Below are 22393 nucleotides of genomic sequence, written 5' to 3'. Positions count from 1 at the left end.
CGGGACGCAGCATTCGGTAGAATGGGCTCACTGCCGACATTGAAGGCACGAAGCCGCGTTTGACAGCTTGAATGTCAGGTTCCGGGAAGTAGAGGCGCGGTTTGTGCATGTGCGGCAACAACAACCAACCTCACTTCGCACCGGTCACTTTGGGCTGACTGGGGGCATCTAGTAGCCGGCGCAAGCATCTGCCATGCCAAGATCTGGGTGCCGCATCGCCGCAAGGCGGCTCTGAGCCCAGTTTGACCGGATGCTGCAAAGATGCGGAATGTCCGGTATGGGTATTTCCACGGAAGAACCACTTGGTTAGAACTTTCAGCAAACAGTATAGGACCTAGGCCTGTGGACGACATACCCATCTTGATACCTGAAAGCTGCGTTAAGGAAATAAGTTCGCTGGCCGATGTATCATGGTATTTCGGTGTTTTCTTCTCGGACTTAGAAGAGCGCGGTGCAGTCTGGTCGAAATTACCGGCTGAACTGAAAGAAATCAGTGCATTGAATACTTTCTGTGGCGGGCGCCGTTCGAACGGATCAAGGACCAGTTTGCGCAACCTAGTCATGCTCGAAGGTTTGGACTTCACCCGTGCCTTCTTAACGGCGGTCAAGCGCGGCGCATCGCGTCTTGGGTGGAACATGAGCCCGAGTGTGTTTGACGCCGAACTGAATTGGTTGGACGAAGTCGGCGAAGATGCACCCCGGATACTGGACGATTACGACGTGAAAATCCCCGCTCTAGAGAGTGCAGACGACAGGTTCTTTGACGCCTTGAAGTTAGATCCAGAAGACCGGACGACATTATTAGCACCCTTGTCCAACGAGCTAAAAGAACGTTACGCCCAAGCTGAAAATAATTACAGAAACGGAGCAGACGGTCACTATAGCCGCATTTACTTGTACATTATGGCTCATCCCGCTTTGTCGATAGTACCCATGAGCGACGAACCAAACCGGATGATGAACTGGTACTCTGAAGTCGAGAAATGCGCAAAATTGATAAAGCAGACCTCTAGTTAACTTGTCCCAACGGCAGTTAAGTCCGCTTTGCCGACCTTCGTCCTCCGAAAATGCTGCGCCATGGACGAATGGCCGGTCTGGTGAAGCTGCGGCGCGGAAGCCGCGTGGTGGGTAGAAGGCGGCTCTGGGCCGGTGAGCGGCGAAGGACGGTGTGTGACCAAGCGCCATCCTGCCGCATGTCCGGTTCGCACTCTTCTCTATCATTCAGGAAACCGGTATGCCGCTCGGCAATGCTATCAAAGCGGAGGAATAAGCAGTGTCTGCCATCGAAGCCCTGAAGGATCGCTCCCGGTGCTGTGACGTTCAAGTTCGGCGATAGCTCGGCTCTGAGCAGTGCCCTCGTTTCTCTTGTTCGGTCAGGCCGAAAAGTGGCGAGTTGCGGCGCGCTCAGTGACTACGAGAATGGCGAGCCTCGTCCCCCGACGGGATATCGTTCTTGCATGGGACGGATCACCGGAGCTTGTCATTGAAACTGTAGAAGTAGTTCAGTGCAGATTCGAGGAAGTGACTGAGGCGATGGCACTTGCGGAAGGTGAGAACGACGACCTTGAAGGTTGGCGCAAGGATCACCGCGACTATTTTGAGAGGAACGGGGGCTTTTCTTCTGAGATGCAACTGCTGTGGGAACGGTTCGTCCTCTTAGAAGATTTGGCACCGAAAGGCTGATCGGCCGCTGGGTCCCGCCCTGCTTACCTTCATACTCCGAAACTGCCGCACGATTGGAGAATGTCCAGTCTCGTGAAGTTGCTCCGCAGCGCTCGGCCGGGAATCGAACGGCCGCAATGGGCCGGATGTAGCTTGCATCGGGAAGGCGATTTCCCAGTTCGCAAGGTCGACGCTCTTGACTTGCCGAAAGCAGCGTCTTTCATGCCGAGCATGAATGATCTCTCAACACATTCGCTGGATGAACTAACAATTGACGAGTCCTCGCGGCCCAAAGCTCCGAAGGCTCCAGCAGCGACAGACATGCACTGCCGCCAAGGTCGACAGCTGGCCGTCATCCACCGTCACTATCTGATGGAGATGCCCCAAATTGAAGCGGTGTTGGCGCGGATCGAGGCGGCTGGTGGAGGGATGTTGAGAGGTCGTACGCTCCCATTTTGGCTATGAGGAGACTGAATTGGCAGAGGCCATCGGATATTCCCTCGGATCGATTTGAAACCGCATCCGGATCAGCTAAGCATCGCCTGACTTAAATGCAGTGTCGGAGCGCGTTCGTCCACGCTGCAGCCGTTCGCCGGTCAAGAGCCTGGAACTTTGTTCCGGGCTCTTCCGCTTTCTTCAGGTGGATGAGCTCTCAGTCCTATCATAGTTATAGATAGTAACTTCGGAGACTAGAACTTTCTACATCCGCTTGAAGCAATCTCACCAGGTTCGACAGGGTGCCCAGGCTGCGGGTTGAGAATAACTGGCTGGATACCGGTAATATGTCGCATGCAGGCGTCGACAGAAGCCTCTGCCATCCTTCGTCCACCAACGTAGATGTCGATCCAATCGTGTCCTTGGTGCCCGGAATGGCAGGGGCCATCCTGCGGTCGATGCCCATCTCCGCAAAGATCTTCTACGATGGCATACTTTCGCAATCTTTTAATGTAGAAGCGAGTTCCGGCTGGATAATCCATGATACTACGCCCACCCTTTTTTACGTGTCCAACGGCGAGAGTAACTGGATCGGAATAGGTTCCGGCTCCTCCTGCTGAACGGTGTATCACCGGACGAGCGATCTGGGCCGAACCGCGTGGCGTGTTGTCCCAGTAGCTATAGCCCGTCAGATAGGCGTTCATCGGCGTCTCCACAGGAAGCCTTGATATGTCTCGATACCCGAGAGATGTGCTAGCTCGATTAACAACATCGAGACCGTGCGAGCGAGGTGTGCCGCAAGCAGCCAAAAGCGCCAAGCTCAAGATCGGTGCAAATTTTAATTTACGAAATGTGTTCATTGTTTACTCCTAACCGGAAGGAATGGAACTTGTGCCGTTAGCTTGATGAAGACTGCAGGCACCTCTATCGGTAAACATTCCTGGTTTCTGAGGAGCTAAGTTTCCAAATTAGATACAATGTAATTAATTTAAATTATTGAATTCGTGCATTCCATCGACTTAGCAGAAGTAGTGGCCGATGGGTTATTGAATGCGTGAAAAAAACAAAAATTCAAAATCTGGAACAATTAAAGAAGCTTGCGTATATGTGGTGCCGCCAACAACAACGCACCCCAAATGTAGAGTCACTCCATCGGTGGCATCGGTATTTGGAATGGTGATCTGATAGATAGCGCACTCGTGCCACGCAATACGTGTTTATGCGTGGCATTGGTTATTGTTTTATTTACCAGTTTCTCAAATCCTAGGCTGTGCGCTTACAGACCTGGGGACATTGATATGTGTGCAAAAACTGCCTCTGAAACCGCGAAAAAATTCTTTAGAAAAATTCTTTGGACGGGATCTAGCAGACCTACATCCGAGAGAAGTAGGCACCCTCCTCACAGAATGCGAGATCGGCGAACGCTGTTCACACTAAAGTCCGAGACACTGCAAGATCCCGAAGCCGCCAGTTCTACAAGCTCGGCTATTCTGAACTATGAGCAAGTGCTCGCTTACACTTTTCTTTACGCATCAGAACAGCTTACAGACTTTGACAAGCGACATGACCTCTCGAATGCCGTGGCCAGAGCGGACCGGCAGTCAGTGCTTCATGCTCTACTTGAAGCCTCCCTGCCCATCGGAAGCACGCAAGATCAGCAAGCCTTGTTTAATCAAGGGGTCCGTTGCGATGTATAAGTTCTATTCTGCGAGCGGAGTGATTGGCCTTTCTCGCTACGAGGATGGCCGGGATCTTCCTGAACGCTTCAATGATGGCAGTCGTGAAACCATACCTTCTGGAGGCTGGTCTTCGGAAGAATGGTTGGCAACCATGCTCACACAGCTAGTAGAAGAAGAGAATATGAACCTTGAGCAACTCATGTCACATCTAGCGACTATGGGTGTAGCCGATGATCGAGGTTAGCGGTAGCGTCGAACCTATTGAGTCCTACTAGAGCAGTAGCGCCAACAATGGCAGCAAGCCCAAAGCGATTGCAGCGATCCCCAAGCCACCATCATCATCAAAATCCTCATCTGGTTCGGGTGATGGCTCATCCACAGGTGGTACATCACCAGGACCAGACGTTAACGACTCAATGAGTGCTTCGGCGTCGTAGACCCCGTCAATCTCCCCAACCTCATCTTCGACTATACCTACGGCTTCCCAGTAGACCTCCATCTCTTCAGTCCAAGTAGGTTGAGAGACCACCACGCGCATGACTTCTAAGCTATCGAGATCGGCGTGAAGAATACCGTTATTGAATATTTCGTTCTCAATCTCTTCAGAGGTCGCCTCTTCAACGTTCGCGTTTGCATTTCTACTACCGGGTGAGTCTCCCTCGTCAACTCCGAGGTAGGTTACTGAAATGTTCTCGCCACCGCTCAACAACCCCGAAAGATCGAAGTCGTTTGACGTAACCTCTTCAGATTTCGAAGTTAAGAAGAGCACCAGTTCGTCTGGGTTTCCGAATGCATGCACATCGATTGTAGGGGAAGAGTATTCGGTTTCTGAGTTCTCCGAACCCACTAGGTCTATGGATCGATTTCCGGGCAAGCTCTCTTCCATCATCCGAAACATCTCACCGCCGACGGTGAGCTCATCGTGTTCGAATCCGGAACTTAATGCGTTTCGAGTGTTTTGAAGTAGAGGCCAAGCGTGAGCAGTGTCGACACCATGCTCAGGGAACTGCTCTAGGATTTCCAGCATTTCATGCGCTTGTCGCAACCCATAGTCGGTGTCAGGGTCAAGTGAAGGAGTGGATTTCAAATTCCACTCAGTGACATATGTGTCGAGGTCTTCGTTCCTCTCAAGCCACGTACTTTCCACAAGCCTGGTAGAAAAGTCACGCATCTCGGGGTTGAGTTCGCCTCTTGTGTAGATATGGGACGATACTCCGTCGATCTGGTCAATTTCCTGATCGTCGAACTCATTCATGATGAGCGCATTGTTAATCTTTGACCAGTTGATCTCACCGCTTGAAAAAGTGAAACCTTCGCTAAAGTCTTGACTGTATTCTTCAGACAACGCGCTCAAGACTGCCTCAGGTGTATCTAAATCGTCGTAGGAACTATCCAATCTTGCAAAGTCGAAGTTAGTTCCTGCCTGTACGACAACATCTATGTCTCCTGTGTCGAAACCCATGTCTTGAGAGTCTGACAAAGCTTGATCAATAACCGAAGACATCTCGCTAGACAGCCGGCCATACTCGACGGATGACATTTGCCCCGATCCCCAGTACTCGTTGCCGATCTCGAACGCTGCAATTTCACCGTTGCCGTGCACTCCACGTACGACATCGCGAACGAAACCATAGAGCTCCTCATGTTCAAAATCTGGTTCTCGGTCCCCATTTTCGTCAGTGGCTTCAGATAGATAAGTTCTTGTCGGGATGACAACGGTCGTCGATATTCCGAGTTCCCCTGCAGTGGTTAGCCAATCATTGAGTGGGATCAGATTCACCGGTTCGCCGTTCTCAGGATCTATGCCAGAGGAGCTATTGGGGTTCGAGATATCGAAGTACTCTTCAGTAACTGACCCTCCAGGAAAACGTACCGTTTCCACCCCCAAATCCTGGACTAACTCCCGATAAGACTGATCACCGTCTAAGGTATCCCTATGGAACAGAAAATTCCCACCAAAATTATCTTGTGTGAAATTTGATCGAAATTCTGGGTTTGCACCAAGGGCAGTCGACATTACAGTTCTCCAAGTGTGGGCATTGCTGAACCTGCGCCAAAATTGCCAACAAAATGGAAACGATAAAACTTTACTGTAATTCGGCTGCTTTAGGTTAATTAACCAGGCCTGAGGGGGTTTTTTTGTTTTTATTTGACGAGATTCGCATTCTTGAAATATAGTCGGGTTGGAAAATCTTGCCCTGACACCTGATACAATGGATATCTGAGATCAAAGGATCGCTGAAGATAAACTCAATGGAGAGTGCTCCGTACGATGGAACTGAGATACTCATCTATGTGCACAGCACCTTCAGGAGAGCCAAGTTCTTCGGTATTGGTTCCTCCAGCTCGGTTAGCATAGGGGCCCAGCATCTGACTCAATTCAATGAGGGATGCTGGGTTCTAATTGATGACACAGGCAACGTGATTGCGGGTTGCACTGTATCCAAACAGGAGCCTAGCGGATGGTTACCCTGGACAGACTGACAACTTTCGGATGTTTTGCGATATAGAATAGTGAAGCGAGCATGTCGCGTATTTGCTGAGCGGTGTGCAGCATTGCTATGGCAGAACTTGCAGTCTTGAATGTACGTACTTGGGAGATCTGCTGATTTCCTTCACGCTTGCAGCGAAGGCTTCACTGCGCCTTGTCTGAATGTCGAGTTGGAGCTGCGGACCGGTCATCCCGCTGGCCGGACTGAAGCTTGAAAGCTCAAGTTTCCGGTGGCCGCTCCGCCGCAAGTCCGGTTTGAGCCCATTGCGACTGATGCTGCACAAAGCATGGATGTCCGCTATCATGAGAGAGCCAGAAACCTTCGACAACTGGTCTGGTTTTGAACGGGGGGGGGCTGGCAGCGTCAATCGGTGTGGTTTACTGCTGTGCCAAAAACGAGGGTTGTCGGAGAGTCTGCATACCTTCTCTGCTTGAGGGCAGACTTAAATCAACGCAATGTGTCCGTCGTAAGGTTCCGCTGATCTGACGTAATTATGCTTTATGGTGGCGAACTGGCAGATCAATGGTCTTCCAAATGCACTTCAAACCTGCATATTCTCCGGTGCGAAGTACTTTAATTTTGCAAGCCTCGCTAGGGTCAGGACTCGTTATCCTTCATAGCCAGAAGATGACGAGAGCGGCGAGAGCGATAGCTGACAGGAACACTGTTGGTGATCTGTCGTATCGTGTTGCGACCCTTCTCCAGTCTTTCAGCCTGCCGAACATGATCTCGATCTGGTTGCGGCGTTTGTAACGGCGCTTGTCGTATTTGACAGGGGTTTTACGCTGTTTGCGGCCAGGGATGCACGCCTTTATCCCCTTGCCTTCCAACGCTTCTCTGAACCAGTCAGCGTCATAGCCCCGGTCACCCAGCAGCCATCCGACCGTCGGCAGGCTGCTGCACAGAGCCCGTGCTCCGACGTAATCGCTGACTTGGCCGGCAGTGATGAACAAGTTGAGCGGGCGACCACGGCTGTCGCAGATCGCATGTAGCTTCGTGTTCATCCCGCCTTTAGTGCGACCGATCACCCGCCCGCGCTTGTCTCCAGGCCCCCTTTTTTCGCCCGTAGGCTGGAAGCCGTACGGTGCGCTTTGAGATACGTCGCATCGATCATGACAGTTTGTTCTTCGCGATGATCTGCGGCCAGACCGACCAGCATTTGTGCGAAAATGCCCTTATCGCTCCACCGCTTCCAGCGGTTGTACAACGTTTTGTGTGGGCCGTATTCATTGGGTGCATCACACCACCGCAAGCCATTGCGATTGATGAAGATAATGCCACTTAGGACCCGCCGGTCATCAACTCGCGGCTTACCGTGAGACTTGGGAAAGAAGCGCTCAAGACGCGCCATCTGCGCATCGCTCAACCAGAAAAGATCAGACATCGTCACCGCCCATTTTTGATGCGGTGAATCACGCAGCCAACCGAAAATCAATGGGTCCTGACCCTAAAGGCTGGGGCAAATTACCAGTTGCCCAATGGGGCGGTTTTGGCGGTGGACGCATATTACGATGGGATCGGCGCGGCCGGTTATGAAAGCTATGGGATACAGTTCGGATTCAATCTGACGTTCTGAACGACCCACTTCCACAGCGCATTGATGGCTGGCTTGAACCGATCACTGCTGACCTGGGGCAGGTTGGTGCTGGTTTCTCGGTGCTGTGCCGCCGCATGACGGCAGTGAGTCCTTTTGACTGAGATTCAACAGCGGCTACATGAGGTTAATAAGAATGAATTTGGCTGGCGATAGGGGCTTGCCTGTTGAGAGGAGGATGAATGGCTGACAATCTGATCGCCGGAGAATGCCCTTGTGGTGCTGTGAAATTCCACATATCGGGAGCTTTCGAGAGCTTTTTCCTGTGCCACTGCTCTCGATGCCGCAAAGACAGCGGTTCGGCCCATTCTGCAAACTTGTTTTCGTCCACTGCAACACTCACCTGGGCATCAGGTGAAGAAAGCGTCAAGACGTTCCGGCTCTCCGGTTCGCGCCACACAAAGAGCTTTTGCTCTGAATGTGGGTCAGAGCTGCCTATTGCGCAGCCTGAGGTTGGTTTGCTTGTGGTTCCGGCAGGCTCTCTTGACAGCCGGATTTACATACGACCCAACGCGCACATCTGTTATTCCAGTCGCGCAAAGTGGGACAACAACCTGACCTCCATCGAAAAGATCGACGAGCTTCCCGGCTGAAGGAGCAAGCCACTGATTTAACTCGGGAGTCAGCTAGACTGCACGGATGTGAACGGCACATCCGTCCCGCATTGTGTAGGTTCACCGGCCCCGGAACCTCGCGGCCGCAACGAACGGCAGAACCGGCGGGCTGCGCCGCAGCAAAAAACCTCGGCTGGCTATGTCACATGACTGAGTTTGCAAAGGCTGCTTTCTGCGCATAGCCGACCTTGGTGCGCGGTGCAGCATGTGGGTTTCGGTTGCGAGCGCTTGAATGGCCGCTTTAGCAATGCCGAGTTCAGGACAGAGCATTTGCAGAGAAAGACCGCTGTCCGCCCCTTGGTGTCGACCGACGCGAACGGCCCCAGAGCCGCCGTTGCCCGAAGAACCAAACGCTGCGTTGCAGCTTTCCTAAAGCTGCCTTTCGACAACTGTCGCAGCAAATCCGACGGCCCAAAGTCGGCTGTGCGGACGAAGCGGACAGTCGCACTTCATGAAAGACTGTCCGCTTCTTGAGCTCGATCAGGCTTCGAACTCTTCCAGAAGATACCCATTCTGATATGTCTCAGTCCTGATCCGAGACATGCTTATGGGCCGAGCGCACGCCCCAAAGAGAGGTGTGCCGCTCCCTAGGACACACGGCGCGCGCTTGAGGATGAGCCGGTCGATCAATCCGTGGTCCAGCATCCACCCTGCGAAATCGCCACCTCCGCAAAGATACACGGGGCCACTCGCGTTGCGCGCCAATGACAAAATCGCCTCAGGTGTAGGACTGCGAAGAACTGAGATTTCGGCCTGTTCAGGTAACTCCAAAGTGTCGGAGAAAACGACTGTCCTCATATGTGGATAGGGGTTTTGACCGGGTTTAAGGCCAAAATCGTACCCGAACTCGTAGGTGTTTCGGCCCATGATTGCCGTTTTGTAGGTCTCAAGGCGCTTTAAGTAGTCGTCTACCACAGGCCCTTCAGGTGCGAATTTCGATATGTCTCCAGACAAGCCGGAGATAAAACCGTCCAGCGAAACGGCAACGTCATAAATTATGGGATGCATGAGATGCTCCTGATAAATAATTTCCCTAAAAGCCATTCGGCTTCTGAATGAGTTGGGAATTATTTGATCATTGGCAGAGCACTCCTCGGTTGAAGGTATTTTTAGAGGAAGCTGTTTGGCTGGTCAACACGCAGCCACATGTAAGCTGACCTTCGAACTCAGCGCAGCATTTGGAAGTATGGGCTCACTGCCGACTTGCGGCGGCGCGGCACCGGGTTGCTGGGATACTGCACCTGGTCTCCGCCGCCAGATGACGCCAGCCAGCGCCAATCACGACATTCGTGCAAGGCACAGTGACTGCTCCGCTGCGAGTGCGAAGCAATTTGACCCATTTCCCGAAAGCGGACTTAGAGCCAGCCGTTCAGTTCTAAGGAGTGCCATTATCCAGCCGAGCCGCCGGAAGGCATGCTATAGCGCGGCTTTCTTAAAGTTCGGAAAATCGCGGAAAAGGCTCCGAAAACTGAGTGTGAAGGGGCTCGACCCAGCCGACTTCGGTCCGGGTAGATGCGTTCCTCGCGCCTTCAAGACGAATGTGAAGTTGCTGCGGTAAGCAGCATGGCTCTCCATATCTATAGGGTACCTTGCTTGACTTCTGAGTTGAGGTTAATAGCGTGCTGCTCAACCCTTAGGTGCAGGTTAACGATTGCCCTCATGAAGGGCGCCAGTTCAGAGAGGTGATCGGCTTTCCAAAGCTCCAGTTGGTTGAAGCTTCCAGGGCAATGGCCGGCGCAAGCCGAACCTCTTTTGATGGCTCAGGCGACCGGGCGCAGGGAGATCGCTTTGTTTTTTACGGAAAGTGCCATTCAATGGACCTCTATTTAGGAATTTTCTTTTGCCTGATGTCGAACGGCTCGACCCGCAGGATCGTTGCCGGTGTACGTTCTTCAAATGCTGAGGCCGCGCAGGAATCTATATCGACACGGCTGGGAGTGCATGGCCTCGGCCCCATAACTTGCGAGACTGTGCTTGCCGAAAGCCATTGGCAACAACGTTACCCAGACGACAGGCATGCAATTCGCATGAGTGCCGCTTGCTGTGTCAAAGATCGGGTCAGTTTCCTTGAACATGCACTCGTCCTTCCTGGTCAACCAATCGGCGGTCCTGAAGCACCGGATTCACCGGCTATCCTGACGAAGCCTTTTGAAATCGAACCTCTTCGAACAGGTGACAAACGGGATTTGGACGAGCTGCTGGACCCATACTTCAAGCCAGTCGAGGGATCCGCCTACTATGCGCTGCTCGATGCAGCAATGGTTCCGAATTTACCCGACATGATTGAGGCCTCTGGCCTGGAATACCGGTGCCTGTTCAAAGGTGACGCCAGCCTTGAACTTCGCGATGTAGCGCCTTGGCTGATAAGGCTTGAGCCAGAAACAGCTTTTGCGCGCGACCTCTTCACCAAAGGCGACGCGCCCTGGATGCTCTGGGGACGTACAACAATGTTGGCTCTCCGCACGACGCATGGGATCGATCAGGTTGCCAGCCATTTCCGCCGCCTGACACGGATTCGCACCGAAACGGACGAACGGTGGCTTTTCTTTCGGTTCTATGACCCCGAAACGCTCGAAGACCTGCGTCCACTGCTTGCTGAAGATGATGCCCGCGCGCTTCTCGGATGCTATCAAATTGCCACGTTGGCGGGCTCCAGTGCTAGGCTTTATAAACTCCGTGAACCGCCGGTCCAAGGCACGAACCTGCAGCGTTCGCCATTTTTGCTGCGCGCGAATTATATGGAGGCTATGGCATCGCGCCAGAAACGCCGTTTTGCGGAAGATCTGCTGCGCGACGTGCAGGACTATGCCCGGTCGCTCTCACTGGAAGAGGCAAGGCAATTGGTGCAAGTCGCACTTGAATTCTGTGCGGGGGTCGGGCTTGAACAGAAGGACAGTATCGCCGGTTATACTATGCTGTCGGCGCGATATGGCGTTGATTTCGTGTTGAGGATGGCGACGTTTCAGCCCCTCGCAGATCCAAGGCGTTCGGAGCGTGAACGCAAGACAATTATTCACAGTGCATTGAACGAGATTTGAATATGCAGGATTTTCCTCCCTATCAGCACCCAAGATCCATGATGTCGCGGTACCCAGCCGAACCCGCGAACCAGGCGACTTGCGCCTGTGACCAAGGCAATCGGCTCTGGCTTGAGAACCATTCAGGTCAGGACATGTCCGTTGCGGTCACTGTTGGCAGCGAAACCAGCAGCATCCTGCCCCAGACGGCCAGCCAGCCAACACGTCTGGGCAACACGGTTGCGGGCAGCGGTGGTCCGCTTGATCTCACGGTCAATGGAGTCAACGCTCGCCTGTTGGATAACATCGATCCAGCCTTGTTGACGCGGCCCGAGGAGGTGCAAGTTGGCCTCATCGCCGGCAAGCGCCGCGAGCCCACACCAACCGGAACGCAAGGTCGGGGCATCCCAGTCTTGTCCGAAGGCAACGAGGCTGATCTTTCGGCGTTCCTGTCAGAGGGCGTGACGGAGGACAATACCGACATCGACATGATCATGGTTGCAGAAGCGGCAAGCGGTCCTGGCGCGGTGAGCCCCGGGCACCACACGGTTGACGCACTTTCAAGCCAGTCGCTCAATTGGCTTTCAGCGTCGCTGGCTCAGAACACAGTTGCCAGTTCGGCAAACGAGGCCGGCAATATCGCTCTCTTTGCGAGGCAAGTTAGTCAGAATAATCGCGGGCAGGTCATCGCAGCGCTAAAGGAGATCATTTTCCAGGGGAAATTTTACGTGAAGGCTATCTCTTCCTGGGGTGGGAAACACGCGATCATTTTCAAAGGCGCGCATCGGTCTCGGTCATTCCTGACCGCCATCTCCTATGGGCTGCGCAACAACAAGATGACCTATATCTCCAGCTATGCCGATGTCATGGCGGCGCCGACACATCTTGAACGTATTGGCTCGGCAGCACGTACAGCAGCGAAGGGGAATTTCATCGGCTTTGCCATCTCAGCCTCCTTTGATGTCGGCGACTTTATAACCAGCGAAGACCCGGAAAAGAACTGGGGCGATCTTTTAGGCGCGCTTGGTGCCACCTTTATCAAGGTCTGGATTGCGGGGTTTGCCGGGGTGATTTTTGCTGCGACCATTGCTGCATCCGTTGCAGCGGCTCCTGTAGCTCTTGTCGTCACGCTGGGCGTCGGAGCCTCGATAGCCGTGGGCTGGGGGCTCGATCAGCTCGACGATTACTTAGGTTTTAAAAATTGGCTTAAAGAGCTTTTCCATGATTTTGCCGCGGTCATCGGAAGACTTGCTGCAGTCACTGGAAGAGCTGCTCGCATCGCTGCTATTATGGTCGTTGAGTTTGTAGAAAAAATCGTTGTCACTGGAAAAGGCCTCATCGATTCCTGGTTTGACGAGTTTGAAAGAAGCCTGCGCAGCGACGATCCGAATGGATGGTGTGCCCTCTTTTGCTCAAATCCGCTTGATCAGGCAGATGCCTGGTCCAGAGGGCTTGGTGGTCGCGGATTTTCGCTACCGGGGAGATATTGATGAAGAACCCTGATACTGCAAAAGCACCGCATGATGTCACCAATTTTCGCGCCGGTGGATTGATGTGGCTAATATTGCCAAATCTCGTTTCCTTCTTTGCCTTGTTCGGAGGAACGACGCGCGGAGTGGTGTTTGGGTTACTGTTCTGGCTACCGGTGATACAATTCCTTCCGACTTATGTAGGTTTGGCTCGGGTAGAGAGATTCCGCCGCTCACTTGCTGTGCGTGTGTGCCTGACTGGCCTCGCTCTCCTAATTCTGGCATTTTTGTCCCTCCCGCCCTCTTATCTCGGGGCATTCGATGGTCTTTTATGGGGCATATGGTGTGCGCAGCTACTCGCCCTGGGGGCTGGTGTCGGCGTTGGGCTCATGAAACATGACACCGCCGCTCTCGCGGTGAACCTGTGCAAGCGCCACAAGATTGAGCCCGGAAGGATTGTCGAAAGAAGGAGTCCGGATGCGGTACTGGGTTACAGAAAAGCAACCGGTTTCTTGCTTTTTGACTGGCTCATGCGGATTGTCTTTTATGTCTATGCTGGCTTGTTGTTGCTGGGCATGGCACTGGGCGGTGGCGCGCCGTTGATCATCCTGAGGCTGATCGATCCCTATTTCGTAGCCGATGCGGCTCTCAGTAAGCATGTTTCCGGCATGCTTGGGCTTGGCATGGTGTTCCTGCCTCTGATTGGATACTACCTTCCCGGCCTCTGGCGGTACTGGCAAGGCATCAGGAGGATCGAACGCCAGGCCGAGGACGAGAACGGACATATGGTTTATGTTTGGAAGGAGTGATGCCCGACTGGCAGCTGACGCCGGCCTGGTTCAGGCGATGATCTGAAATCGTACCTTACAACTTAACAATGCTCTGCACCAAGACGGTCTTGACCAACGTCTGCCTTCTAGTTGCCGCACATACAAAATGATGCAACACGCTGTCCTGTGGAAATCCTGACTTTGCAAAGCTCACTATCTGCGCATCGCTGCCGTTCATCCAGGACGCAGAGAATGTCGGCTCCCCGCCCTTCGAGCCGGGGCAGATCGCCTTCCTGCGTCGGACGTGCGCGGTATCTATGGGCCGCTTGACGCCACCATTCCCTTCCCAGAGGTGCGACACTAAGTGTCTTCGCAGGTAGCGTTGAACCCACTAGCCCAGAAAGCCATCGCGACGCGTCACTCAGGTCTCAGCTCACGCTGGTGGCGGGCGAGAAGGGTGAGCAGTCTTCAGCCGGAAATCACCTTCTGGCGCTTGAGGTGGATGAGGCCCCGTTCGACCGGGTCGAGGTCAACGTCGTCTCCACAGACGCGAGCAATGGTGTCGGCGTAGACATCCGTTGCTGTGACGGGCACCTGACAATTTCTCCGGCGCTGATATCGGCTCTAGATCGTAGCGGCAGCTTGCGTCGGCTTCATGGTCTTCATCGGAGTTCTCACCGCTTCCAAGCGACCTCGTGTCCAGGGTCGCACAATCGCAAGCCAGCCCCACTGCGCCATGCTCAGGTTCATATAGGGAGGGCACAAAGGCCCTCCACCGGATCCGCGGCTTCATGCCACGAACCGCCCCCCTCCATACGGGAAAGGCGCCGGAGCAGCTGCCCCGGCGCCTCTATCACCGTTTGTCAGAGATCAGCCTAAGGGCTCCAGGCGATACGTTTCCCCCTTGACACCCCTTGCGCAGACTTATGCTTCCGTTTGCGCATTCATTTGCTTTCTCTGACTAATATCTCCCGCGGATAAATCACCCGCACTTAGAATGGCCGCAGCTGCGGCAGGTCATGCAGCCCTCAACCATCTGCATGTCATATTGACCACAACTCGGGCAGGCCTTGCCGCGCGGCTGGTTCAGGTTCACCACCTGCGCCGTCGGGTCGGTCTTCAGCCCCATGCCCTCGCCTTCGATAAAGCCCGTCTTGATCATATGCGTCTCGATCACGCCACCGATCGCAGCCAGCATGGAGGGGATGTACTTGCCCTGCATCCAGGCACCGCCCCGCGGATCAAACACGGCCTTCAGCTCCTCGACCACAAAGGACACATCGCCCCCGCGACGGAACACGGCCGAGATCATCCGGGTCAGGGCCAGCGTCCAAGCGTAGTGCTCCATGTTCTTTGAGTTGATGAAGACCTCAAACGGACGGCGGTGACCGTTGATGAGAATATCGTTGATGGTCAGATAGATCGCGTGTTCGCTGTCAGGCCACTTGAGCTTGTAGGTATGGCCTTCTAGGCTCTGCGGCCGGTCCAGCGGCTCCGACATGTAGACCACTTCAGCGCCATTGCCATCCAGACCACTTTCATGCGGCGCATCGACGCTCTCGCCCGGCGCGGTATCGGCGCTTTCGGAGACCGACAGGACAGAACCGGTGACATCATTGGGACGATAGGTGGTGCAGCCCTTGCAGCCCTGATCCCAGGCCTGCATGTAGACGTCCTTGAAGGCCTCGAAGTCGATATCCTCCGGGCAATTGATGGTCTTGGAGATGGAACTGTCGATCCATTTCTGCGCCGCCGCCTGCATCTTCACGTGATCTGCAGGCGCCAATGTCTGCGCGTTCACGAAATAGTCGGGCAGTTCGGCATCATCACCGAATTTCTCGCGATACATCTGCACCGCGTAATCCACCACTTCCTCTTCGGTGCGCGAGCCGTCCTTCTGCAGCACCTTGCGGGTGTAGGCATAGGCAAACACCGGCTCGATCCCCGAGGAGACATTGCCGGCATAGAGGCTAATGGTGCCGGTGGGCGCGATCGACGTCAACAGCGCGTTGCGGATGCCGTGCTCGCGAATGGCCTCGCGCACGTCATCGTCCATGTTCATCATGTTGCCCGACGCCAGATAGGCCTCGGCATCGAACAGCGGAAAGGCGCCTTTTTCCTTCGCGAGGTCCACCGAGGCCAGATAGGCGGCGCGGGCGATCTGGTGCAGCCAGCGCTCGGTCTGACGCGCCGCCTCGTCGGAGCCATAGCGCAGCCCCAGCATCAGGAGCGCATCCGCGAGGCCAGTCACCCCGAGGCCGATGCGACGCTTGTTCTGCGCTTCCTGTGCCTGCGCCTCCAGCGGGAACTTGGAGACATCGACCACATTGTCCATCATCCGCACGGCGGTGGCGACCAGGTCGTTCAATCCCTCCGGGTCAAGCTCGGCATTCTTGTCGAATGGGTTGGTCACCAGCCGCGCGAGGTTGATCGAGCCCAGCAGACAGGCGCCATAGGGCGGCAGCGGTTGCTCGCCACAGGGGTTGGTGGCGGCGATCTGCTCGACGTAGTTCAGGTTGTTGGCGGCGTTGATCCGGTCGATGAAGATCACCCCCGGCTCGGCATAATCATAGGTCGCCTGCATGATCTTGTTCCACAGATCCCGCGCCTGCACCGTATGATAGACCTTGCCGCCAAAGGTCAGCTCCCAGGGGCCGTCGGCCTTCACCGCATCCATAAACGGATCGGTGACCAGCACCGACATGTTGAACATGCGCAGGCGGGCGGGGTCGGACTTGGCGGTGATGAAGCTCTCGATATCCGGGTGGTCACAGCGCATGGTGGCCATCATCGCCCCGCGGCGCGAGCCCGCCGACATGATGGTACGGCACATGGCGTCCCAGACATCCATAAAGGACAATGGTCCGGACGCATCCGCCGCCACACCCTTCACATCGGCGCCGCGCGGCCGGATGGTGGAGAAATCATAGCCGATGCCGCCGCCCTGCTGCATGGTCAGGGCCGCCTCTTTCAACATGTCGAAGATGCCGCCCATGCTGTCTGGCACGGTGCCCATCACAAAGCAGTTGAACAATGTCACCTGCCGTGCAGTACCAGCCCCGGCGGTGATCCGTCCTGCGGGCAGATATTGGAAATCCTCAAGTGCGGCATAGAATTTCTCCTCCCACACGTCCGGCTTGGCCTCGGCCCGTGCCAGATCGCGGGCAATCCGCCGCCAGCTGTCCTCGACAGTGGCGTCGATCGGCGTGCCCTCAGCATCCTTGAAACGATATTTCATGTCCCAGATCTGCTCGGCGATGGGGGCGGCAAAGCGGCTCATATGGCGAATCCCTGTGGTCGGTCGGTGTGCAAACAAGCAGTGTAGATAGCCCGAGAGAGGCCCGCTCTCAACGGTGATTTCCGGACAGTTTAGCATTTTATTCACGAATACACCACAAGACCTTGCCGCCAACACTACGGGAGCTACTATATGCAGCTGAAACACTGGACGACTCTGGGGACAAGCTGTGGATAAGCATGTAAACCTCCTGAAGCTTTCGGTCGGCACCGAAAGCGTCGAGGGGCTGATGGATTGGCAGGCGAGCTATGCGCAACGCTGGGCTGACGGATTGCCGCGCCATGTCACGCGCATGTGGCCGAAACGCGAAGACGAGATCCTCAACGGCGGCTCGATCTACTGGGTTATCAAGGGGATGATCCAGTGCCGCCAGCGTATCCTGCGTATGGATGAGGCGCGTGGCGAGGACGAGATCCGCCGCTGCGCCATCGTGCTCGCCCCAGAGGTGCACCGCACCAACACCGCCCCCAAGCGCCCCTTTCAGGGCTGGCGCTACCTGAAACCCGAGGACACCCCGGCAGACCTGCCCGAGGGGCGCGACCAGGAAGAGGCCCTGCCTGTTGAACTGTCGCAGGCTCTGGCCGAAATTGGGGTGCTCTGAGCCCAAGATCTGAACGCCGCCACTCCGGACCTGCCGTACTTCCCCCATTAGACTTTCGTGCCAAAAGAAAAGGACTGCGAGAACGCAGCCCTTCATCTTTTCACAAATATCTCGGAGCGCGAGGCAGAGCCTCGCATCCCCCTACCCGTCGAAACGATCCAGCAGAGCCTTCAGCACCGCCTTGTCCTCGGGCGAACATTTAGCCACCCGGCTGCGCCACAGGGTGGCCTGGCTGCGCAACACCAGACCGTCCGACAGGATCTTCAGGTGGTTGGCACGCAGGGTCTCGCCGGTGGAGGTGATATCAGCCACCATCTCGGCGGTCTCGTTCTTCACCGTGCCTTCGGTGGCGCCCTGGCTGTCCACCAACTGGTAATCCGCAACCCCAGCATCGGCGAGGAACTCACGGATCAGCCGGTGATATTTGGTGGCAATCCGCAACCTGTGGCCATGGGTGCGGCGGAAGGCGGCAGAGACCGCGTCCAGATCCTCCAGCGTGTCCACATCGATCCAGAACTGCGGCACCGCCAGGATCAGGTCCGCTTCACCAAAGCCCATTGGCTCCAGCTCCTCGACCTGCTGTTCCCAGCGCGGCAGCTTCTCATGCACCAGGTCGGTACCAGTCACCCCGAGGTGGATGCGCCCGGCGGCCAGTTCGCGCGGAATCTCGCCCGCCGAGAGCAGCACCAGATCGACGCCCTCCACACCCTCGACCGCGCCTGCGTATTCACGATCAGACCCGGTCCGCGACAGGGTGATGCCGCGCTTGGCAAACCAGTCGAAGGTCTTCTCCATCAGCCGTCCCTTGGACGGCACGCCCAGCTTGATGCTCATGTCCGGGCCTCCCCTTCCAGCGTCAGGATCAGATCGGGTCGGATCACGCCGCCCACAGCCGGGATCTCGTCCCCCTGCCCCAACAGCCGCGTCAGCGCGTCATAGCGCCCGCCAGTGGCGATCGGCGGCAGATCCGGGCGGCGCTCGGCGTAAAAGCCAAAGACAAACCCGTCGTAATATTCCATCGAGGTGCGCCCATAGGCCGCCTCGAAATCAAGCCGGTCGACATCGATGCCCCGGGCCCGCAGCGCCGAGGCCCGCGCCTCCAGCCGGTCCAGCGCCGGCAGGATCGACGGTAGGTCCACCGCGATGTCGCGCATTTGCTCCAGCGCATAGGGAATGGTTTCGCGCACCGCCAGCAAGGCTTCGAGTGCGGCCATTTCATGCTCAGCGATCGGCGGCGCAGCGGCATCCCCCCGCAGGGTCTCGATACGGGTGTCGATCTCCGCCGCCCGGCGTTTTCCTATTTCCGGCGCAGAGCCGGTCAATGGGCCGGAGGTCGACAGCAGTTTCTTGCGGCTCTCGGAGATCGGTGTGCGGCCTGCAAACCGGTCCAGCAGCGCGCGGAACCGGCGTGGTCGCCAGATGTGACGTCGCAACGCCGCCTTGCGCACCTCGGTGGTTTTGAGCCCTTCGACCGCCGCCATCAGGATACCGATGTCGCCGGTCGCCACGCGCAGCTCAAGACCACGTAGCTGCAGGTGAAACAGCGCAAAGACCTCCGCATCCGCATCCGCCGGATCGGTGCGGTCGAAGACCTCATAGCCGACTTGGACAAATTCATTGGCGCGATCCGGGTCATGCTCCTGCCGGCGGAACACTTCGCCAGCGTAGGTGTAGCGCGCGGGTTCCGCACCGCCTTTCATGTGCATCTCGACCACCGGCAGCGTGTAGTCAGGCCGCAGCATCTGCTCGCCGCGCAGCGCGTCCGAGGTCACATAGGCGCGAGCGCGGATGTCCTCGCCATAAAGGTCGAGCAGCGTGTTGGCGTTTTGCAGCAGGGGCGGGTCCACGACAACGCCCCCCGCCACCTCAAAGCGCTGACGCAACAGCGCCGCGCGGGCTTCGATCTGGGAACGGTTGGGCATAGTCAGCCCTCCTGATCTGTGGCTTGGCTGGCGAGGATGTCACGCACCTTGGCAACCAGCTCCGTGCGGGGCACTTCAAACTGGCTCGGGCGTTCTTTCCACTCTTCCAAGGTGGCGCTTTCGGCGAGTTTGGCCCCGAGGATCAGATCTTTGATCTGGATCACACCGCGTTCCTTCTCATCGCCGCCTTCGATCACCGCCACCGGCGAATGACGCTTGTCCGCGTATTTCAGCTGGTTGCCAAAGTTCTTCGGATTGCCGAGGTAGACCTCTGCCCGAATGCCCTCAGCGCGCAGTTCGGCAACCATGGACTGATAATTCGCCATCCGGTCGCGATCCATCACCGTGACCACCACCGGGCCGGTCGGCGTGGCCGACAGACGGCCCTTTTCACGCAGCGCCGCCAGCAGGCGATCAACCCCGATGGACAGACCCACCGCAGGGACTTCCTGACCTGTGAAGCGTTTGACCAACCCGTCATAGCGCCCGCCGCCCGCAACCGAGCCGAACTGGCGTTTGCGGCCCTTCTCATCGAAGATCGCGAAAGTCAGCTCCGCCTCGAACACCGGGCCGGTATAATAGCCAAGCCCGCGCACGATCGAGGGGTCGATCAGGATGCGATCATCGCCATAACCAGCAGCGGCAAACAGCGCGCCCATCTGCTCAAGCTCTGTAATGCCCTCCTGCCCCACCTTGCTGTCGCCGACGGCGGCGCGCAGGTTGGTCATGGTCTCGGCCACGGTGTCGCCCTTCGATGTCAGGAAGGCCAGCACCGGTTCTGCCTGCTGCGGTTCAAGCCCCACGCCATCGATATAGGCGCCAGAGGCATCCAGCCGCCCCTTGCCCAACAGCTCGCGCACGCCGGTCTCACCGACCTTGTCGAACTTGTCGATGGTGCGCAGCACGTCGTCGCGCTTTGGATCGTCCTCAGCTAGGCCCATGGCCTCCAGCACACCGTTCAGCACTTTGCGGTTGTTGACGCGCACCAAATAGTCACCACGCGGAATGCCGACCCGTTCCAGCGTGTCCGACAGCATCATGCAGATCTCTGCATCCGCCGCCATCGACGCGGTGCCAACCGTATCGGCATCGCATTGATAGAACTGGCGATAGCGGCCCGGACCGGGCTTTTCATTGCGCCAAACGGGCCCCATAGCATAGCGCCGATAGGGGTTGGGCAGCTCGTTGCGGTGCTGCGCATAAACACGCGCGAGGGGCGCGGTCAGGTCATAGCGCAACGCCATCCAGTCGCCCGGCTTGCCCTCTGGGTCGTTCTCATCAGCCTCCTGCCAGGCAAAGACACCGGCGTTGGGGCGATCCACATCGGGCAGGAACTTGCCAAGTGCCTCGACCGTCTCGACGGCGGAGGATTCCAGCGCATCGAACCCATAATGATGATAAACCTCCGCAATGGCGGCCAGCATATGCGTGCGCTGGGTCACCTCTTCGCCGAAATAGTCACGGAATCCCTTGGGCGTTATCGCCTTGGGACGGGGCTGCTTCTTGGCTTTGGCCATTGTGGCCTCCTTGCGGGTGGTTCTCTCGGATGAGCGTCTAGCCCAAGGGACCTCTGACAGCAAGGTGCGAGGGCCTGCCCCTGCCCCATGGACGACGGCCTGCGCCCGCGTTACATCAGCCCCGACACAGGGAGATCCGCGCCATGCAACACCTCGAAGAACAGATCGCCTATCTGACCCGTACCGTGGACGAGTTAAACGGGATCGTGACCACCCAGCAGGCGGATATCGACGTGCTGAAACGCCGCGTGCAGATGCTGATGGAGCGCGAGGCCCAGCGTGAGGCCGAGGGCACCGGCGGCGCCGTGTTCGGGGATGAGCGGCCGCCGCACTATTGACGGCGCGACATGCTGCTGGTCGAGCCACCGCCACCCGGCCTTAAATCACCCGTGGGCGTGGCTTCCTGATCTGTGACCAAGACCCTGTCTGACCCGTGCCCAAGCCCAGCCCCAAGAGCCAGGCTGACGATACCGCACGGCGATTGATCTTGTCATCTGGCGTGAAACTTGGCCATGATTTTAGATAAATTAACTCGATCACAGAAACCGCTGCGCAAGGAGACAAGATCCATGGTGCCCTCCGTTAAAACCCTACTGTCCATTTCGCTGATGGCCAGCCTTCCGATGGTGGCCTTGGCAGATCCAAAACCGCGCAACGCGCGTCCGGCATCTGCGCAGAAAGTCATCAACACCTACTCAGGCAAGACCGACCTCTGGGAACAGGGCTGTCAGGGCGGAATTTACCTGTCCCCAAACAAACGAGCGCGCGCCTGGTGTTCAGAAAACAGCGACAGCATGGCCGCAGGAACTTGGAGCGTCTCTCAGGATGGCACCCTGTGCCAGAACCTCACCTGGTTCTGGTCCGAAGGTGCGAACGTCGGCAGCTCGGCCTCAGAACCTCTTTGCATTCAGCATGTTATCAACTCTTGGGGGGTGATGTATCGTCGCTGGCCGGGCGGATCCGAGTGGTGGCCGATGACCAACTCCAACAGCAGCCTGAGACGCGGCTACGTCTACCAGTCGGATGTTGCGAAGGCCCGCGACAAGATCGGCCTCTAATCTGACGAACGCCTCGGGTCGAGGCCTCCGCCTCGATCCGCATCCGTCAAGGTTTGGGGCGCGACCCATACTGAGCAATGGGTCTGAAATACCTCAGCGGATTGAACGCATCTTCTATCGGCTTGATCGCAGCATTTGTGTGTGGCCATTCAAAGACCAGCGTCGGCTTTAAGGGCAGATCAAAGCGCAAAAGATCAGATAAAACTGATTCTCAGGCCGCGCCGGCGCATCAAAAGAACGGCGACAAACCTCAAAGATAGTCCGG

Annotated in this window: 19 protein-coding genes; 10 read left to right on the top strand and 9 right to left on the bottom strand. The window is 56.4% G+C overall.

Annotated features, from left to right (window positions below; all coding sequences use genetic code 11):
• Positions 1-342: 342 nt before the first annotated feature.
• Together R1T40_RS03430 and R1T40_RS03425 are read left to right on the top strand one after the other, a co-directional pair.
• Positions 343-1017 (top strand): hypothetical protein, encoded by a 675-nt coding sequence (locus R1T40_RS03430; RefSeq protein ID WP_133166787.1) that lies wholly within the window; start codon positions 343-345, stop codon positions 1015-1017.
• Positions 1018-1419: 402 nt separating this feature from the next.
• Entirely contained in the window at positions 1420-1683 is a 264-nt protein-coding gene (locus tag R1T40_RS03425; protein WP_317385875.1) for an ASCH domain-containing protein, read from the top strand.
• Positions 1684-2351: 668 nt separating this feature from the next.
• On the opposite strand, the gene R1T40_RS03420 is transcribed toward R1T40_RS03425, so the two are convergent.
• Positions 2352-2957, bottom strand: a complete 606-nt coding sequence (locus tag R1T40_RS03420) for a hypothetical protein (RefSeq protein WP_317385874.1) — start codon at positions 2955-2957, stop codon at positions 2352-2354.
• Positions 2958-3786: 829 nt separating this feature from the next.
• On the opposite strand from R1T40_RS03420, the gene R1T40_RS03415 reads away from it, so the two are divergent.
• Entirely contained in the window at positions 3787-4020 is a 234-nt protein-coding gene (locus R1T40_RS03415) for a hypothetical protein (protein ID WP_133166738.1), read from the top strand.
• 27 nt (positions 4021-4047) lie between these two features.
• On the opposite strand, the gene R1T40_RS03410 is transcribed toward R1T40_RS03415, so the two are convergent.
• Both R1T40_RS03410 and R1T40_RS03405 read right to left on the bottom strand, forming a co-directional pair.
• Positions 4048-5793, bottom strand: coding sequence for a type I secretion protein (locus tag R1T40_RS03410; RefSeq protein ID WP_317385873.1), 1746 nt, complete (start codon positions 5791-5793; stop codon positions 4048-4050).
• A gap of 1089 nt (positions 5794-6882) precedes the next feature.
• A protein-coding gene (locus R1T40_RS03405; RefSeq protein ID WP_317385872.1) for an IS5 family transposase occupies positions 6883-7652 on the bottom strand; the annotation gives its coding sequence in 2 pieces (ribosomal slippage) (positions 6883-7316 and positions 7316-7652; 771 coding nt in all).
• Between the two features lie 392 nt (positions 7653-8044).
• On the opposite strand from R1T40_RS03405, the gene R1T40_RS03400 reads away from it, so the two are divergent.
• Entirely contained in the window at positions 8045-8455 is a 411-nt protein-coding gene (locus tag R1T40_RS03400; protein WP_317385871.1) for a GFA family protein, read from the top strand.
• Between the two features lie 501 nt (positions 8456-8956).
• On the opposite strand, the gene R1T40_RS03395 is transcribed toward R1T40_RS03400, so the two are convergent.
• Positions 8957-9520, bottom strand: a complete 564-nt coding sequence (locus R1T40_RS03395) for a dihydrofolate reductase family protein (protein ID WP_317385870.1) — start codon at positions 9518-9520, stop codon at positions 8957-8959.
• 770 nt (positions 9521-10290) lie between these two features.
• Between R1T40_RS03395 and R1T40_RS03390 the strand changes: the two genes are divergently transcribed.
• The 3 genes from R1T40_RS03390 to R1T40_RS03380 all read left to right on the top strand — a co-directional run bounded on the left by R1T40_RS03390 (position 10291) and on the right by R1T40_RS03380 (position 13771).
• Positions 10291-11514 (top strand): DUF4123 domain-containing protein, encoded by a 1224-nt coding sequence (locus R1T40_RS03390; protein WP_317385869.1) that lies wholly within the window; start codon positions 10291-10293, stop codon positions 11512-11514.
• A gap of 134 nt (positions 11515-11648) precedes the next feature.
• Positions 11649-12983, top strand: coding sequence for a hypothetical protein (locus R1T40_RS03385; RefSeq protein WP_317385868.1), 1335 nt, complete (start codon positions 11649-11651; stop codon positions 12981-12983).
• Positions 12983-13771 carry a hypothetical protein gene (locus R1T40_RS03380; RefSeq protein ID WP_317385867.1) on the top strand — a complete coding sequence of 263 codons (789 nt, stop codon included), beginning with the start codon at positions 12983-12985 and terminating at the stop codon, positions 13769-13771. Before R1T40_RS03385 ends, R1T40_RS03380 begins: the two co-directional genes overlap by 1 nt.
• Before the next feature lie 429 nt (positions 13772-14200).
• Here the strand turns inward: R1T40_RS03380 and R1T40_RS03375 are convergent, their stop codons facing one another.
• Positions 14201-14326, bottom strand: coding sequence for a hypothetical protein (locus R1T40_RS03375; protein ID WP_317385866.1), 126 nt, complete (start codon positions 14324-14326; stop codon positions 14201-14203).
• A 388-nt stretch (positions 14327-14714) separates the two neighbouring features.
• Positions 14715-17012, bottom strand: a complete 2298-nt coding sequence (locus R1T40_RS03370; RefSeq protein ID WP_317385865.1) for an adenosylcobalamin-dependent ribonucleoside-diphosphate reductase — start codon at positions 17010-17012, stop codon at positions 14715-14717.
• A gap of 187 nt (positions 17013-17199) precedes the next feature.
• On the opposite strand from R1T40_RS03370, the gene R1T40_RS03365 reads away from it, so the two are divergent.
• The gene (locus R1T40_RS03365; protein ID WP_317385864.1) at positions 17200-17631 is read left to right on the top strand and encodes a DUF1489 family protein; all 432 of its coding nucleotides are present in this window, start codon (positions 17200-17202) and stop codon (positions 17629-17631) included.
• 141 nt (positions 17632-17772) lie between these two features.
• Here R1T40_RS03365 and hisG read toward each other — a convergent pair whose 3' ends face one another.
• The 3 genes from hisG to hisS are packed head-to-tail and all read right to left on the bottom strand — an operon-like array spanning position 17773 to position 21070.
• The gene (gene hisG, locus R1T40_RS03360) at positions 17773-18465 is read right to left on the bottom strand and encodes an ATP phosphoribosyltransferase (RefSeq protein WP_106165150.1); all 693 of its coding nucleotides are present in this window, start codon (positions 18463-18465) and stop codon (positions 17773-17775) included.
• The gene (locus R1T40_RS03355) at positions 18462-19553 is read right to left on the bottom strand and encodes an ATP phosphoribosyltransferase regulatory subunit (RefSeq protein WP_317385863.1); all 1092 of its coding nucleotides are present in this window, start codon (positions 19551-19553) and stop codon (positions 18462-18464) included. The genes hisG and R1T40_RS03355 overlap by 4 nt, the downstream gene beginning before the upstream one ends.
• Positions 19554-19555: 2 nt before the next feature.
• Complete coding sequence (hisS, locus tag R1T40_RS03350) at positions 19556-21070, bottom strand: histidine--tRNA ligase (RefSeq protein WP_317385862.1); 1515 nt, start codon at positions 21068-21070, stop codon at positions 19556-19558.
• Positions 21071-21213: 143 nt separating this feature from the next.
• On the opposite strand from hisS, the gene R1T40_RS03345 reads away from it, so the two are divergent.
• Together R1T40_RS03345 and R1T40_RS03340 are read left to right on the top strand one after the other, a co-directional pair.
• On the top strand, positions 21214-21408 hold the full coding sequence (locus tag R1T40_RS03345) for a SlyX family protein (RefSeq protein ID WP_106165147.1): 195 nt from the start codon (positions 21214-21216) through the stop codon (positions 21406-21408).
• 231 nt (positions 21409-21639) lie between these two features.
• Positions 21640-22128: a DUF995 domain-containing protein gene (locus tag R1T40_RS03340; protein ID WP_317385861.1), complete on the top strand. Its 489-nt coding sequence runs from the start codon at positions 21640-21642 to the stop codon at positions 22126-22128.
• Positions 22129-22393 lie beyond the last annotated feature (265 nt).

Origin of the sequence: Tritonibacter scottomollicae (assembly GCF_032924845.1) — a bacterium.
Taxonomy (GTDB): Bacteria; Pseudomonadota; Alphaproteobacteria; order Rhodobacterales; family Rhodobacteraceae; genus Epibacterium; species Epibacterium scottomollicae.
This window is presented reverse-complemented; position numbering and strand designations above follow the sequence as displayed.